A 13,045-nucleotide genomic window follows, 5' to 3' on the forward strand; every position below is an offset into this window, starting at 1 on the left:
GCCTTGCCAAGGCGAGGGTCGGGAGTTCGAATCTCCTTTCCCGCTCCAAATCCTGCTTCGGCAGGTATGAGCAAGTCTAGGTGAAGATCGTGAGCTGGTAAGCCAGCTGGCCGATCTCCACTGTTGCTCAAGAGGTTACGGAAGTCATTGCGTCCCATTCGTCTAGTGGTCCAGGACACCGCCCTTTCACGGCGGGAACAGGGGTTCGAACCCCCTATGGGACGCCACTCGTTTTGCGGGAATAGCTCAGTGGTAGAGCATCGCCTTGCCAAGGCGAGGGTCGGGAGTTCGAATCTCCTTTCCCGCTCCAGTTCGTCCCATTCGTCTAGTGGCCTAGGACACCGCCCTTTCACGGCGGGAACAGGGGTTCGAACCCCCTATGGGACGCCATACAGTCTGATGTATCCAGGCAACACTAATAAGCGGGAATAGCTCAGTGGTAGAGCATCGCCTTGCCAAGGCGAGGGTCGGGAGTTCGAATCTCCTTTCCCGCTCCAGTTTCTTTTTCCAAATTCGAACGTGCCAAGGCTCGGCCCGAGAGCCGGAGCGCCGGACCGTCGAGTCTCCTTTCCCGCTCCAGTTTTCTTCTCAATCTCCAAGATGCCAAGGCTCGGCCCGAGAGCCGGGGCGCCGGACCGTCGAATTTCCTTCCCGCTCCAGTTTCTTTTTCCAAATTCGAATGTGCCAAGGCTCGGCCCGAGAGCCGGGGCGCCGGACCGTCGACTCTCCTTTCCCGCTCCAGTTTCTCCCCCTATAGAATTTGATTACCTTGCCCATGGGCGAGGGCTTCTGCGTTTTTCCCGGTCACGACTTGAAAAAATGCTTCGCGCCCTAATCTCTTGAACTTGCATTCTGTCCCAACGCAAGCTACCCCAACCCAAGGATGTTTCATGGCCGAACCGGCGCTGTCGATCCGTGGCCTGACCAAGGTCTACGGTAATGGCTTTCACGCCCTCAAGGGTATCGATCTCGACGTCGAGCAGGGCGACTTCTTTGCCATGCTGGGCCCTAATGGTGCCGGCAAGTCCACGACCCTCGGTATCGTATGCTCGCTGGTGCAGAAGAGCGCCGGCAAGGTTTCGATCTTTGGCATCGACATCGACAGTAACTTCGCCAAGGCCAAGTACCTCATGGGCGTGGTGCCACAGGAATTCAACTTCAACCAGTTCGAAAAGGTGATCGATATCGTGCTGGCCCAGGCGGGCTACTTTGGCATGACTCGCCGCGAGGCACTGCCCCGGGCCGAGCGGTTGCTGAGGGACCTGGGGCTTTGGGACAAGCGCAACGGTAACGCCCGCATGCTCTCCGGCGGCATGAAGCGCCGCCTGATGATCGCCCGGGCGCTGATGCATCGCCCCCAATTGCTGATCCTCGACGAGCCCACTGCCGGGGTCGATATCGAGCTGCGGCGCAGCATGTGGGAGTACCTGCGCCGCATCAATCGCGAGCAGGGAACCACCATTATCCTGACCACCCACTATCTCGAGGAGGCGGAGAGCCTCTGCCGCAACGTGGCGATCATCAACCACGGTGAGATCATTCGTAACACCAGCGTGCGAGGCCTGCTCGCCGAGCTCGATACCGAGACCTTCCTGCTCGACCTGGCCCATCCGGTGAGCGAGGCGCCGGCCATCGAGGGCTTCGACGTTCGCCAGGTGGACGCCGCCCAGCTGGCGGTAGTGGTACATCGCGGACAGCGTGTGAACGATATCTTCACCGCGCTGAGTGAGCAGGATATTCAGGTGGTTTCCATGCGCAACCGAGCCAATCGGCTGGAAGAGATGTTCGTTACCATGGTCGAGCAGGGCAACGAGGCAAAGGCAGAGGCTGAACGCACGGAGGCCCGTTCATGAATCCGATCCAGACCGCCATCGCCCTGTGGACCCTGGTACACAAGGAGATCAAGCGCTTCACGCGGATCTGGCCGCAGACACTCCTGCCGCCTTCGATCACCATGACCATGTATTTCATCATCTTCGGCAACCTGATCGGGGCGCGCATTGGCGAGATGGATGGCTTCAGCTACATGGATTTCATCGTCCCCGGGCTGATCATGATGGCGGTGATTACCAACAGTTACTCCAACGTGGCTTCGAGCTTCTTCTCCAACAAGTTCCAGCGCTCCATCGAGGAAATGATGGTCTCGCCCATGCCCAACTGGGTAATCCTGGCCGGCTTTGTGCTCGGTGGCATGGCCCGCGGATTGGGGGTGGGGCTTATCGTCACCATCGTGTCGCTCTTCTTTACCCGCATCAGCGTGGCACATCCATTCCTGACCATCGGCGTGGTGGTGCTGACGGCAGCACTGTTTTCCATCGGCGGCTTCATCAACGCACTGCTGGGCAAGAAATTCGATGACATCTCGATCGTGCCGACCTTCATCCTGACGCCGCTGACCTACCTGGGCGGGGTCTTCTACTCGATCTCGCTGCTGCCGACCTTCTGGCAGGGGGTGTCGATGCTCAACCCGATCCTGTATATGGTCAACGTGTTCCGCTACGGCTTCCTGGGTGTCTCCGACATTCCGGTTGGCTGGGCGCTGGTCGCGATCGTCACCTTCATCGTGGTGCTGTTCGGCATCGCCCTATGGATGCTGGAGAATGGCAAAGGCATCAGGAGTTAAGAATATGGATCGCCCTGACACCCTCGAGCACGCCCCGCTGGGGCGCGAGTCCGCCTACCCGGAGCGCTACGACGCCGGGCTGCTCTATCCCATTCCCCGTGCCGCCAATCGGGCGCCGCTTGGCATCGATGAGGGCAGCCTGCCCTTCGTCGGCGAGGACGAGTGGCATGCCTTCGAGGTGAGCTGGCTCAACGGGCGTGGCAAGCCGATCGTTGCCGTGGCGCGCTTCCGCCTGCCGGCAGACTCGCCGAAACTGATCGAGTCCAAGTCCTGGAAGCTCTATCTCAACGGCTTCAACCAGACCCGCTTCGACAGCCGCGAGCAGGTGATCGACACCCTGGTGGCGGACCTTTCCGCCGCCGCGGGTGCACCGGTCTCCGTTGAGCTGTTCGGTGTCGACGACGACGCCCTTGCCGTACAGCGCCTGCCGGGCGAGTGCCTGGACGAGCTGGATATCGAGATAGCCGATTACACGCCCAGCGCCGAGCATCTGCGGGTAACAGAGGAGGTCGTCGAGGAGACGCTATACTCGCATTTGCTCAAGTCCAACTGCCCGGTGACCGGCCAGCCCGACTGGGGCAGCGTGCTGATTCGCTATCGTGGACCGAAGCTCGACCGTGAAGGCCTGCTGCGCTACCTGATCGGCTACCGTCAGCATCAGGATTTCCACGAACACTGCGTCGAGCACATCTTTACCGACCTGATGGCCCGGGCGCGCCCGGAACGGCTGCTGGTGCTGGCGCGCTACGTGCGTCGCGGCGGGCTGGATATCTCTCCCTGGCGCGCCACCCCCGGCGAGCGACCGCCCGAGCCGCTGCGGCTGGCACGTCAATAGCAGCTTGGGTAAAGTGCTCAGGATTCGAATCGGCAACCAACGGGGCCATGCGCCACCGATGAGGAGAACATCATGGATGCGATGACGCTGCTGCATGAACGCAGCTCCATGGGCAAGCTCATGGGGCCGCCGCCTGGCCCCGAGCAACTCGAAGCGATCTACCGGGCCGCGCTGCGGGCACCCGACCACAAGGAGCTGCGGCCCTGGCGCTTCATCGAGTTTTCGGGGGAGGGGTTGGCGCGTCTGGGCGAGCTGTTCGCCGAGGCCGAGTTCCGCGAGGACCCGGAAGTCGGCGATGCGGCTCTGGATGCCGTGCGCAAGAAGCCGCATCGGGCCCCCATGATCATTGCCGTGGTCGCGAAGGTGACACCGGATATACCCAAGGTGCCGAAGATCGAGCAGGTGGTCTCGGCCGGCTGTGCCGGCCACGCCATCCTGCTGGCGGCCCACGCCCTGGGGCTGGGTGCCATGTGGCGCAGCGGAAAGTACGCCTTCGATCCTACCGTACGCAAGGGGCTCGGCCTGGATGAAGACGACGAGCTGATTGCCTTCATCTACCTGGGGCAGCTCGGGGGGCGTCACCGTCCCGTTCCCGAGCACCGCCTCAGCGACTTTGTCGAACGCTGGACCTGACAATGCGCGAAGTCGGCATACCCCATCCACGCCTGTCGCTGCCCGAACCTGGGCAACGGGACGACCCGCAGGCCTTCCTGGCCTGGCTCAGTGATGCGATCCCCATGGTCGAGCACCTGGGCATTCACGAGATGCGTTGGGAAGGGGAAAGCCTTGTGTGGGAGCTCTCTCTGGTGCCCAACCTCAACGACAAGGGCACCGGCTTCGGCGGTGGACTCACTGCCCAGACCACGCTGCTGGGCTGGTGCTGGACCACGCTATGGCTGCGAGAGCGCGGCTATGCGCGCGACGTCGTGGTGGCCGAAGCCACACAGCGCTTCCTGGCGCCAGTCACCGGTGACTACCGACTCACCTGTGCTCCCGAGAGTGTGCAGGGTCCCGAGAGGCTCGATGAGCGTTTGACGAGCCGTGGACGAGGGCGGATCGGCCTGGTTCAGCAGCTCTGGTGCGGCGACACGTTATGCCTGGAAGCGCATGGCAATTACGCCGTGCTGCCCGCTGCCTGAAGGCGTCAGAACCAAAAACCGGCTTGCAAACGCGCACTTAAGCCGTTAGACTTTGCGCCGTTCTGACGTGCAAGGCACAGCCCAAGGGCGTGAGGACCACAATGTGGAGGGGTGTCCGAGTGGTCGAAGGAGCACGCCTGGAAAGTGTGTAAGTCGAAAGGCTTCGAGGGTTCGAATCCCTCCCCCTCCGCCACGAATATCGAATAAGTCGCTGATTTCAGCGGCTTTTTCTTTTTCTGACTATCCGCAGTCCCCCACTCAGTCCCCCAGCCGTTTTTGTAATGGGGGACCGCGTTATTCAGGCCCCTTGAGCCATCGTTCGCCATCTGTGGCAGCGGGCCGGCGACAGATGCCAGCCTTTCCTTCGGCAACGTCATTGCTGCCCTGTCACTCCTCGGCTGTAGCCGACCCTTGGCCCAGAGATCAATTTCGTCTTCTATGCCCTTCAGTGGCTGGATAGCAGCACGCATGCAGGGCATAGGACTAGACCGAGGTCATAAAGGGTGAGACTGCGGACCGCTACTTGAAGCACTCCTACCGGGAGGTCCGCTCAACACCCTCAAATATGACTGTCATATTCTTTATCGATCAGCCACTCGAGTGTCTTGTTTATATTTTGCCCGCGCTGCTTGGCCAGATAATCAAGCCTCTGCTTGGAATCTTCGTTGATGAATGTATTTAAAGGCTTTTTCCCTTTTAGGTTTTCGCGATATTTTTTCTGATCACATGCCTTCTTCATGTTCATCAGGAAAATTCTTTTTGTATCCCTATGGACACCAGATAAGTCCATGGAGGCAACGGCTGAAAGGTATTTCTCTTTATTGTTTGTTGGGCTGAAAGTGGGCGTGCTGACACCATGTTTTTGCAAGTATTCCCACGCCCAGGCGCACTGTGTCTCATTTGAAGGGTCGATAAATTTCAACGGATGTGGATTGTCCAAAACCGATATCCATATTGTTTTCATGCTCTCAATAAGTTGCTTCTTAGCTTCTAAATTTACTGGTCCAGTGTCGAAAAAATAAACTATCGAATAGAATCGTTCTTTGGGACTGGTAGGGAAGGTCACTAAGCTGTTCTGGAATTCGGTTGCAGGAGGGTAAGATTTGCTTCCGTCAGGATTGGCGGGTGGTTCGCTGAGATGATTTTTCATTAGCCATCCCCAAGCCCAACAGCATGCACGCTCATCGGTCTCTATCCAGTCGAAGCATTCATCTGGCAACAAGCTTAAGTTTCTACATGAGTTAAGCCAGTTTATTTTTTCGGTTCTATCGGCACCTGTGTATCTAGTTAGATAATTTATTACTACTTGCCTGCATGCATCAGGGCTTGCGGCGGTCGTGCTAAATGTCTGATTGTTAATAGCAAGCAGGTTTGAATAAAAAACAAAGTCTCTGCGGGATGTGCCATCTAGGCCTTTAATCGCCTCATGTTTTTTTCCTTTGTGGATAGTCATTAGTTGCTTCCTTCTCGTTTTAAACAGTTTGAAATGTCTTTTTAAATTATAGAACTACGTAGATTTATTGTATATTTATAGCAAGAATTATGTTTGTATGTCAATGGATTTTCAAGGCATTCCTGTAGAATTTACAAACTTTTTTTATTGTAAGAAAATCCATAAACTCATTAAAATACAATGGCTTATTGATACTGCGTCGGCGCAAATGGCGGATTTTTCTTCTGAATGCAAGGTGTGTGGCGGCTGCGAGCGCCAGTCTTCTGCTGTGGGCGATTAGGGGGTGTGAATGTTTAGCTTAGCCTGCTCAATCTTGAATGACTCATTTGGAAGCTGGGGGTGTCCGCCATCCAGCCTGACTATATGTCTGGGACTGGATGGGGTCCACTTAAGCCAGCATCGGCTCGATGGGAGTGATTTTAGTAATTTCTCACATGCATGGCCTATCTCATGGGATAAAATCGGAGACTTTCTCATGAGGCTCATCAAGCTTGCAAAGGTCATGGATAATACAGGGCTCTCACGTTCAACTATTTACAAGTACATTTCCGATGGGAGTTTTCCAAAACCAGTCTCCTTGGGGGTTAGGAATGTTGCTTGGGTTGAAAGTGAAGTGGAAGACTGGATTCTTGAAAGAATAAGAGAAAGAGATGACTATGGTTTAACTGCATACTGAAATTGGCGGCTCAATGAGCCGCCTACCCATCAGCATAATCTGTTCCATCATTTTAGGACCAAAAAAATAACATCCTATCGCCATAGGCTACTGTGACGCCCACCGGCGTCACAGTAGCCTATATATCGCGAATTTATAGGTATCCAAGGCCTGCAAATTCAGAACAGCCTTCGTTACCGACTACAGTGTGGTCAATGACTCTTGCCTCGATAAGTCCCAGCGCTTCTTTCAGGCGCTGCGTGATGCGCCGCTCGGCTCGGGGTCGCCACTTGGGTGATTGTGAACCAGTATTAAAGAGGTGCTGTTACAGGTTAAAGCCTGCTTGACGACCTCCCTCGGGTACACGCTGGCCGAGTCGATTGTGCCGCGGAACAACTCCTCGAAGCATATGACGCGGTGTTGGCTGTCGAGAAAGATGGCACTGATTACCTCATGCTCGTAGTCTTGCAGCAGAATCTACAGGTACTCGAATGCCAGCGCCGGCTGAGTGTTCTTGCGTCCCCGGGCCAGACGACGACGGGCGAAGGCCTGGGCGATGCTCAGGAGCTCTGCTTCGGTCACCGTGTCGGTGATGCGATAGGTGCCGGCGGTCTCGCCGGCACTCAGCTTGCGATGGTTCATGGTGTCTCTCCTCAGGCCGCCATCACTTGCGCCATGCGACGCTCCATTTCCTCGTAGAACGCATCGACCCGCTCGGCGATGGTGCGGATCAACACCTCGTCCCGATAAGCCCGCTTCACGAACAGCGGCATGCCCGGCCAGTAGCTGACGAAATCGATCCACTCCCGCTCGCTAACCCACAGCCCGCCCTGGCACTGCGCCACGTGCTCCTGGGGGAGCTCACCCTCGAGCAGCAGCTCGATCTGGTACTTGGGCAGCTTGGTTTTGATCTCGGCCAGCCCCTGGCTGTCCACCAGGCAGTCGGGGGAGTAGCCCACCCCGTGGTTGAGGATGATGCCGACCTGCTCCAGGCGGGGCTGGCCGGTGGCTTCCTGGTAGAGCTCACGGGCCACCGGTTCCAGCGCGTGGCCACGCTGGGTGTGGGCATTGCCCTGGAAGGCATCCGAGGGCTCACCGGTGATGCGTTCGCCGATCAGCTGATGCATGTAGCTCAGCGCACCGGTACCGAAACCAGCTGGCCCTTTCCCCTTGACCAGCAGGGTCTTCAGCTCGGACATGGTGACGATACCGAGGCGGGCGGCATGCCACTCGGGCGTGCCCTGTTCCAGTGTCAGGATCTGCATGACGATCTCCTTGATGGCATGACGGCATAGCGGCGAGGGAAGGCCCCTCGCCGATGGCTCAATGGCGTTGACGGTTGGGCTTTACCCGCTTCTGCAGCGAGGCTCGTAGCTTGTCGAAATCGCTGCGGGGGACCCGATCGACCTCGCCGTACTTGCCGACGAACCATTCCTGGGTAGTGATGGGACAGGCGGTGATCAGCTGCTTGAGCTGACTCGCCTGGAACGGCGTGACCACCTTCATCGGTGGCGCGGCGCCATGACCGTTGTCGTCCTGGCCGCGGGTGGTGATGTTGAGCAGCGCGCACAGCACATAGCGCTTGCCGTAACTGGTGGAGGAGCCGAAGGATTGCACGGCGTTCTTGTTGCCGCTGACGTCCGCCGGCAACAGCATGCTGGTCTCCTCGCGATGACCTCCCTGGTGCATCAGTACGCCGGTCACCTGAATACCGCGTTCCTGGGTCTGGATACGGAAGCTCACCGCAAAGCCGAAGCGCTGCATGATCGGACGCACGGTGTCGACGATGTCCTCCAGGGTGGCGTAGGCGCCGTTGTTGCCCTGGCCTCGTTCGGTAATGCTCGGCAGCTCCGTCTGCATTGCCGCCATGGCAGCGCTGTAGGCCATCAGCGCCTGGCGGTCGAGGACGCGCTCCTGCATCTGCAGCAGGCGCTCCATCTTGTCGATGTCGACTTCGGGGTTGAGGGCGGCCCGCTCGATCACCTGAATGATCGCGGTGCTCTCCTGGAGCGGCTGGGCAGCGGGTTGGGTGGATAGCTGGCTATTGCCCTTGGCAGGCTGGGGTTGGATCGGGGTAGCCATGATGGCCTCCTTACAGATAGCGGTTGAAGACTTCATGTAGTTGGTCGGCAGGGACCGGCTCCAGGGACACGACCACGCGATAGACCTGGCCCTTGGCCAGCACGTGGGTATGAGCATGTTGTTTACCGGCCCCCAGCAGCTCTTGGGATAGCTGGGTCAAGGCGCGGCAGATCTCGAATGTCATGGGCGGTTGCATGAGTGCCTCCGAAAAACAGAAATGCCCGGTCTGCGAAGGACCGGGCGCCATGCCGTGGAATGGGTGGGAAGGTTAATGGGGTGGAGCGTGAACGATAGGCGACGGCGGGTGCCGATCAGGCCACCAACGCCATGGCCGACTCCAGTGCCTTGTCCTTGAGGCTCGCCCCCTGGCCGAACCAGGCGGAGTCTATGCGGTAGTCGTTGCTGCGGGCGCGCTTCTCGTGGTCGACGTACTCGGTGATGGCGTTGAGCAGTCCCCAGGCGGTGCCCTGAGCGGTACACAGCTGGGAGCCACGCCCTTCGCCGTGGTAGAGCTTCTGGACGCGATTCAGCGCCCGGACGTTGGGCAGCTTGGAAGGATCGTCCAGCGGTTCCTCTGCGTTGCAGATCACCGACTGGAAGTAGGTCTTGATCTCTGCCTGGCTGACCTTGCGTTCGGCCAGCATCTTCATGCGGTACATGAAGTCGTCCCACTGCGAGACAGAGATGCCCAGCTGCTGCTTGACCTGCTGCGGGTTGAACTCGGTGCTGTGCGGTACCTTCACGCCCTGGCTCATGCCATCCACCGCGATGGTCAGGGTGTTGTTGCATACCACCCGCACCGAAGTGGGTGTCGCCACCGTCGCCAGCGAGCCGTCGCAGGACGTCGCCAGCAGCAGGTAGGCGTTGACCTGGTCCTGGCCCTTGATGGCAGTGCCCAGGCCGCTGCGGGCCAAGGCCCAGAACTTGCGGCCGCCTTTGAGCACCCCCGCCGTCTCCAACTCGTAGCCGGCGTACTCGGTCAGGTCGCGGTAGAACTCCAGCACCTCCTCAGGCTGGACCACCTTGTAGCGCTGTGAGACCACCGACAGCGGTGCCCGGGTATCCGAGCGGTAGAGCACCTTCTGCTCCGGGAAGGAGTGGATACTGCCCAGGTGGGCGGCGCCATCGGCGATGAAGCGCACCGGCGATTCCTCGATGTGCCAGTCCATGCCGGCCTGCTGCCGCCAGACCTCCAGCGGTTGATGACGCGACAGTTGCTGCCCCAGGCCATGCCAGGGAGTGTCGCCGACGTAGGCCATCTGTTCGATTTGGTGTGCCATGGGTCTATTTCCTTGATGATTTACAGTCACGGCATAACGGCCCGCTACCTCAATGCAGCGGGCTAGTCATGACATAGTGAAAAGAGAAAGAGGGGGAGAATCGGACCGGAGCGTGATGGCACACTCACGGTTTAATCAGCGCGAGGACGAAAGGTGTGATGACAGCGACAGCACTGGTAGTTGTCGAGCACCTTGTTATCCAACTCCTCTCCCAGACGTGCCCCGGTGATCCCGCCTGCTGTTCCCCCGACCAGCCCACCAAAGGCGGCCCCAGCCAGACTGCCGATGGTGGCCCCCAGGGGACCACCCACCGCACCGACCAGGGCACCGGCCTTGGCCCCTGTCAAAGCACCGGCAGCGCCTGACGCCGTGCCCGCAACCGCTCCGGTTGTGCCGCCGACCTTGCGACCGATGTTGCGCGTGATGACGTGATGCGAGCCGCAGCTCGGACAATGGATCGACATGCGCTTACCTCCTGAGTCGTGGTGTGAACGTTCATCGAAGCTATCGCCTGACAGCTTCATGGAGGTAATACAGGGCTGAGATTTTTTTGACTCGAATCGGTAGGTGGGCATTCAGCAACACAGTGGCAAGCCTGGTCTTCGACACTAACTTTTTCAATCGCTTACGGCCCAACTTCCCGGCGAATACCGACCTTGAGGGTTCTCTTCTTCCCGTATTCTCTACCTGAGCCACCCATGCTGATTTGGCTTTGTATGTTATTAGTTATAACCGGTAGTTCTAATAGAGCTAATCAATAGCCTCAGAGAGACCAATGGACTCACGTAGTAAGAGTCCACAAGGAAGAACAGCAGGGAGAGGCGAAGGCTGGGAGGGATATCCCCTAAGCAACGAACCGACCTCACGATCTGCGAGAACACCATGAAAGACGAGACCCACAAGGGAGTGACGGCAACGCAACGTCACGACACCCAACAGCGGTAGCGACCCAGGTACCTATGGGCAAGCGCTTTGAGGATGGACTGACCCGTTTCCCGGTGGTGACGTAAATTTCTACAGGTCTCGGCGATGGTACGAGCAGACCGCTCCATGACCATCAAGAGAGGCCTTTCCCCATGTTCGATGATGTTTACGACGACACCTTGAACGAAGCCGACATGCTGGCCATCTGCCAAGGCATGAACAGTACCGTGTTGGAAACCACCGCTCTGGGCCAGGAGATCGCCACGCTGTCCCACCACCTCTGGCGACAGGACTTGATCGAGGTGGATCGCCAGCTCAAGGCATTGGCGACGACAGAGGCCTTGCTGGACAGCCAGCGTTTAATTCTGCCGGATGGCTACGGCAGCGATATCGTGGTGCTGGCCCCGGATGCCTTGCTGGACACGCTGACCACGCTCTATACGGTGCTGGTGACGATGTTCCAGGAGACCGATATCGGTCAGCACTATCGGCCGAGCCCCTACGCTCTGCGTTTTCTGTGGGCGTTTGCGAGCAGCGCTTACCTGCGCGAGGTGGGGTTTCATCAGTCCCCCACCATGAGCCGGCAGGTAGCAGAACAGACGATCGTGGAACTCAACCAACGACTGACGGCTTGGTATCAATGCCTGAAGCAGCCGGACTTTGCCTACGAGTGCAGCCGGAATCGCCGTAATAGCCGCAACAACTACCAGCGTCTCCGGGATTTGATGGATGCCTTGTTCGCTCGCCATAGCCGCCTGACGGTACTGAGAGTGGATCTAAGCTATAGCGAGCATGATGGCCCCTACGTCGACTACGAGACAGCACGCTACCATCGTAAGCAGCTGTGTCAGGTATTCCACACGAACCCGCTCTTCAAGCACTTGCTTGGCTATGCCTGGAAGTTGGAGTGGAAGCCCAAGAAAGGCTTCCATTATCACTTCGTGTTCTTCTTCGATGGCCACCAGGTGCAGGAAGACATTACCCAGGCCCGGCGCATTGGCGAGCTGTGGGCACGCTCGATCACCGGCGGACAAGGGCATTACTTCAACTGCAATCGCAATGCTGAGAACGTCTATCACTACAACGCCTTGGGGCGCGTCGACTACCACGACTTTGAGAAGCAGCGCGGATTGGATTACATCGCTCGCTACCTGACCAAGGTCGACGAATACGCCGCCATGCTGGTAACCGGACGCAAGTTCCAAACCAGCCCCCTGCCTGATGTACCTGAAGGACCTCGCCCTGGGCGTCCACGTCAGCCTCCCGCCACCTGGTGTTACGGCGAGCTGAGTTTCTGACATCCCACCTGCCTATGCTATGTCACGTCCCGGCGGTCACGGGAAAAAGCCGGGGATTCCGCCCGCCGACGACTAATGCCGGGTTGGTTTTCACGCCACACGCCACACGGCCTGCCCTTCTGGGAGCAGGCCTTCTTCGTTCTACCATAAGGAGTTCGCCATGTTCCCGTTCCGCTTCCGACCGGACACCCATCAGAACGCCGCAGACGCCGCTCAACCAAACGCAAGCCACTCAAGTGGCCCATTGCCCTGGCAGAGTGCTGCCGACATGCCAGTAGACGCTCAACGGCGACTCGATGCGATGGAGCGAGATGAACCCAAGCGACGGCTGATCCGGGATGCCAAGGCGCTGGCCAAGACCCGCAAGATCACACAGGCACAGATGGCCGAGGAGATGGGTGTGCCGCACCGGACCCTGGAGGAGTGGTTACAGTTCCGGCGGATGCCCAAGGCCCCCGGAACAACGCTGCTTCGGCGGTGGGTAGAGACGTATCACCGCGAGGAGCTTTAAAAATTCCCACTTCGACTCCCCTCCCAGGAGTGCGTTACCGCGGCGATCATCTCAGTACCAGTAGCGCAGTGAGCTCATTCTGCTGCTGGTTCACCCATCACAGGAGATGATCATCATGGCAAAAGGTAAGACACCCATGACCCAGGCAGCTGCCTCACGTGTCCAGAGCAGCACGGCGAAATCGAGCGGTGGCAATGTGTCAAAGGGTAGCTTTGCTGCTCGAGCTACCAGAGCGGCCGCTCACA

14 protein-coding genes, 5 tRNA genes and 1 pseudogene are annotated in these 13,045 nt (G+C 58.5%); 13 read left to right on the plus strand and 7 right to left on the minus strand.

Features of this window, described 5'->3' with window-relative positions; genetic code table 11:
- Nucleotides 1-151: 151 nt before the first annotated feature.
- From KZO25_RS09995 to KZO25_RS10040, 10 genes are all read left to right on the plus strand, one after another.
- Nucleotides 152-227 (plus strand) — tRNA-Glu (locus KZO25_RS09995).
- 8 nt (nucleotides 228-235) lie between these two features.
- Nucleotides 236-310 (plus strand) — tRNA-Gly (locus KZO25_RS10000).
- A 4-nt stretch (nucleotides 311-314) separates the two neighbouring features.
- A tRNA-Glu gene (locus KZO25_RS10005) sits at nucleotides 315-390 on the plus strand.
- Between the two features lie 32 nt (nucleotides 391-422).
- A tRNA-Gly gene (locus KZO25_RS10010) sits at nucleotides 423-497 on the plus strand.
- A 393-nt stretch (nucleotides 498-890) separates the two neighbouring features.
- Nucleotides 891-1,853 (plus strand): ABC transporter ATP-binding protein, encoded by a 963-nt coding sequence (locus KZO25_RS10015; protein ID WP_223136834.1) that lies wholly within the window; start codon nucleotides 891-893, stop codon nucleotides 1,851-1,853.
- Nucleotides 1,850-2,623, plus strand: coding sequence for an ABC transporter permease (locus KZO25_RS10020; RefSeq protein ID WP_066450000.1), 774 nt, complete (start codon nucleotides 1,850-1,852; stop codon nucleotides 2,621-2,623). The genes KZO25_RS10015 and KZO25_RS10020 overlap by 4 nt, the downstream gene beginning before the upstream one ends.
- A 4-nt stretch (nucleotides 2,624-2,627) precedes the next feature.
- The gene (gene queF / locus KZO25_RS10025) at nucleotides 2,628-3,458 is read left to right on the plus strand and encodes an NADPH-dependent 7-cyano-7-deazaguanine reductase QueF (RefSeq protein ID WP_223136835.1); all 831 of its coding nucleotides are present in this window, start codon (nucleotides 2,628-2,630) and stop codon (nucleotides 3,456-3,458) included.
- Between the two features lie 72 nt (nucleotides 3,459-3,530).
- Nucleotides 3,531-4,091, plus strand: a complete 561-nt coding sequence (locus KZO25_RS10030; protein ID WP_223136836.1) for a nitroreductase — start codon at nucleotides 3,531-3,533, stop codon at nucleotides 4,089-4,091.
- 2 nt (nucleotides 4,092-4,093) lie between these two features.
- The gene (locus tag KZO25_RS10035) at nucleotides 4,094-4,597 is read left to right on the plus strand and encodes a YiiD C-terminal domain-containing protein (RefSeq protein ID WP_223136837.1); all 504 of its coding nucleotides are present in this window, start codon (nucleotides 4,094-4,096) and stop codon (nucleotides 4,595-4,597) included.
- Between the two features lie 105 nt (nucleotides 4,598-4,702).
- Nucleotides 4,703-4,790 (plus strand) — tRNA-Ser (locus KZO25_RS10040).
- Between the two features lie 366 nt (nucleotides 4,791-5,156).
- Here the strand turns inward: KZO25_RS10040 and KZO25_RS10045 are convergent.
- A complete protein-coding gene (locus KZO25_RS10045) occupies nucleotides 5,157-6,050 on the minus strand; it encodes a hypothetical protein (RefSeq protein ID WP_223136838.1) in 894 nt (297 codons plus the stop codon).
- A 475-nt stretch (nucleotides 6,051-6,525) separates the two neighbouring features.
- Here KZO25_RS10045 and KZO25_RS10050 point away from each other — a divergent pair, with 475 nt between their 5' ends.
- Nucleotides 6,526-6,726: a helix-turn-helix transcriptional regulator gene (locus tag KZO25_RS10050; protein WP_223136839.1), complete on the plus strand. Its 201-nt coding sequence runs from the start codon at nucleotides 6,526-6,528 to the stop codon at nucleotides 6,724-6,726.
- 133 nt (nucleotides 6,727-6,859) lie between these two features.
- Here the strand turns inward: KZO25_RS10050 and KZO25_RS10055 are convergent.
- From KZO25_RS10055 to KZO25_RS10085, 6 genes and pseudogenes are all read right to left on the minus strand, one after another.
- Nucleotides 6,860-7,347: pseudogene (locus KZO25_RS10055) on the minus strand (JAB domain-containing protein).
- Nucleotides 7,348-7,358: 11 nt separating this feature from the next.
- Nucleotides 7,359-7,970: a lambda exonuclease family protein gene (locus tag KZO25_RS10065; protein WP_223136841.1), complete on the minus strand. Its 612-nt coding sequence runs from the start codon at nucleotides 7,968-7,970 to the stop codon at nucleotides 7,359-7,361.
- A 58-nt stretch (nucleotides 7,971-8,028) separates the two neighbouring features.
- Nucleotides 8,029-8,787, minus strand: a complete 759-nt coding sequence (locus KZO25_RS10070) for an ERF family protein (protein WP_223136842.1) — start codon at nucleotides 8,785-8,787, stop codon at nucleotides 8,029-8,031.
- A gap of 10 nt (nucleotides 8,788-8,797) precedes the next feature.
- On the minus strand, nucleotides 8,798-8,983 hold the full coding sequence (locus KZO25_RS10075; protein WP_223136843.1) for a hypothetical protein: 186 nt from the start codon (nucleotides 8,981-8,983) through the stop codon (nucleotides 8,798-8,800).
- Nucleotides 8,984-9,098: 115 nt separating this feature from the next.
- A complete protein-coding gene (locus KZO25_RS10080; protein ID WP_223136844.1) occupies nucleotides 9,099-10,067 on the minus strand; it encodes a DUF932 domain-containing protein in 969 nt (322 codons plus the stop codon).
- A gap of 131 nt (nucleotides 10,068-10,198) precedes the next feature.
- Nucleotides 10,199-10,531, minus strand: coding sequence for a hypothetical protein (locus tag KZO25_RS10085; protein WP_223136845.1), 333 nt, complete (start codon nucleotides 10,529-10,531; stop codon nucleotides 10,199-10,201).
- A gap of 612 nt (nucleotides 10,532-11,143) precedes the next feature.
- On the opposite strand from KZO25_RS10085, the gene KZO25_RS10090 reads away from it, so the two are divergent.
- Both KZO25_RS10090 and KZO25_RS10095 read left to right on the plus strand, forming a co-directional pair.
- The gene (locus KZO25_RS10090) at nucleotides 11,144-12,289 is read left to right on the plus strand and encodes an inovirus-type Gp2 protein (RefSeq protein ID WP_223136846.1); all 1,146 of its coding nucleotides are present in this window, start codon (nucleotides 11,144-11,146) and stop codon (nucleotides 12,287-12,289) included.
- Nucleotides 12,290-12,557: 268 nt separating this feature from the next.
- Complete coding sequence (locus tag KZO25_RS10095) at nucleotides 12,558-12,800, plus strand: helix-turn-helix transcriptional regulator (RefSeq protein WP_223136847.1); 243 nt, start codon at nucleotides 12,558-12,560, stop codon at nucleotides 12,798-12,800.
- Nucleotides 12,801-13,045: the final 245 nt, after the last annotated feature.

This window comes from Halomonas sp. ANAO-440 (assembly GCF_019915905.1).
GTDB lineage: Bacteria > Pseudomonadota > Gammaproteobacteria > Pseudomonadales > Halomonadaceae > Halomonas > Halomonas chromatireducens.